Annotated in this window: 2 protein-coding genes; one reads left to right on the forward strand and one right to left on the reverse strand. The window is 67.1% G+C overall.

Translation table 11 applies throughout. The features are described from left to right. Positions 1-112 precede the first annotated feature (112 nt). Positions 113-1,408 carry an IS110 family transposase gene (locus ACTQ49_RS14865; RefSeq protein ID WP_441828613.1) on the forward strand — a complete coding sequence of 432 codons (1,296 nt, stop codon included), beginning with the start codon at positions 113-115 and terminating at the stop codon, positions 1,406-1,408. 229 nt (positions 1,409-1,637) lie between these two features. Here the strand turns inward: ACTQ49_RS14865 and ACTQ49_RS14870 are convergent. Further along, the coding region (locus tag ACTQ49_RS14870) for a transposase (RefSeq protein WP_441828614.1) at positions 1,638-1,873 on the reverse strand (236 nt) is incomplete at its 5' end.

Below are 1,873 nucleotides of genomic sequence, written 5' to 3' on the forward strand. Positions count from 1 at the left end.
CGCAACTGGCGGGCTTGCGTCTCCGACTGGCCCTTCTCCTTGGTCATGGTCACAGTCAATCTCCTTCATCTCGGGAGACCACCACTTACACAAACCATCTGACACGCCCGCGGTGGTCGCCGACCATCACGTCACGATCCGATCGACCTTGTCCGACGGGCAGGTGCAGCTGTCCCATTTCCATGTCCCACCCACGATCGCTGGCTTGTCTCGTCTTGGGGAGCGGCTGTCGGTGTTCCCGGGTGTGGTCGCTGTCGCGGAACCGACGTCGATGACGTGGCTGGGTCTTCACGTTACGCTGCAACGCGCCGGCTGCGACCTGTCCTTGGTCGGGACCCGGCACTCGGCCCGCTTGAGGGGAGCGATCTCGGGCAAGTCGAAGTCCGACGTGATCGACGCCGACGTGTTGTCGCTGGCCTCTGATGTGTTCGCGCTGTCACCCTTGGACCCTCCCCTGCCGGCGGAGTTGGCGCTTCGCCGCGCGGTCGTGCGCCGCGGGAAGCTGGTCATCGACGGGAACCGGGCGCGGCGGCGACTGATCTCGTTGGCGCGGTGGGCGTTTCCCGATGTGTGGACGGCGTTCGTCGGGTCGTGGCCGACCGCGATTGCGGTCTTGACCCGGTGGCCCGACCTGCGCGCATTGGCCGCTGCGCGACGCTCCAGCGTGACCGCGGTCGTCGCCGCCCACACCCGAGGCGTGCCGGGTGTCGCCGAGCGTGCCGGCGCAATCCGTCTCGCGGCGGCGGCCTGGGTCGAGTTCTGGGACGGTCGCCTGGACTTGGAGGCGTTGGCCTGGGAAACCGCCGAGCATCTGCGCGACATCACGATCGCGAGCGAACAGATCGAGCGGGCCACCACCCAAGCACAGCGCTACTGGGCGGGTCTGTATGGCGATGACCCGCTGCTGCTGTCCCTGCCCGGAATGGGTCCCATGACCGCCCCCACGATCCGCGCGTTCCTGGGCGACGGCACCCGCTTCGTTTCGGCGAAAGCGGCCGCGTCCTACGTCGGGCTGACACCGTCAACGTGGTCGTCGGGAACGGTCGTGCAACCCTCCCGGGCGATCACCAAGGAAGGGCCCGCGGTGCTGCGGCTGGCGTTCTACCAGGCCGCGAACGGTGCCCGCCGTGTCGATCCGCAGCTAGCGGCCTACTACCAGCATCTGATGGTCGAGCGCGGGCACTGCCACACGCAAGCCACCGTCGCGGTCGCCCGCAAACTCGTCGAACGGACCTGGACGGTCCTGACGCGAGGCCAGCCCTACCAGTTCCGCGACGCCACCGGGCAGGCCGTGACCCGGATCGTCGCCAAGGACCAAGCCCGGCATGACCATGCCGTCCCCGACGACGTCCGGGCCCGAGCTCGAGCGCGCAGCGCGGCCACGCACCGCTCCAAGCTCACCAAGTAGATCCCTTACGACAGCCCGGGCCTACGGTCCGGGCGCTTCACCGCGCCCCAAAATCCACCCGCTGGAGACTTGACAACCCGTTAGGGAATCTCTTCGGACTTGAGGTGGGGGTCACGTGTCGAGGCCGCCGGCGATGAGTAGGCAGCGTAGTCGGTAGTTGTCGCGGTTGCGGAAGCCTCTGGCGATGCGGCGGTGGAGTTCGATGAGTCCGTTGAATCTCCTATGTCTGTCAAGCAGGGCTTGGGGTGCAGTTGGCTGCGGCCGTGTTGAGTTTTCGGTAGATGTTTCGAGCGAGGTAGCGCTTGAGACAGCGGCGGATCTCTCGGGGTGTTCGTCCTTCGGCGCTGCGGCGTTCGACGTAGGCGCGGGTGCGGGGATCCATGCGCATGCGTGTGACTGTTGCCATGTGGAGTGCTTGGTTGAGACGGCGATCCCCGCCGGGGTTGATGCGGTGACGTTGTGTGT

The organism is Luteococcus sp. Sow4_B9 (genome assembly GCF_052116585.1).
GTDB lineage: Bacteria > Actinomycetota > Actinomycetes > Propionibacteriales > Propionibacteriaceae > Luteococcus.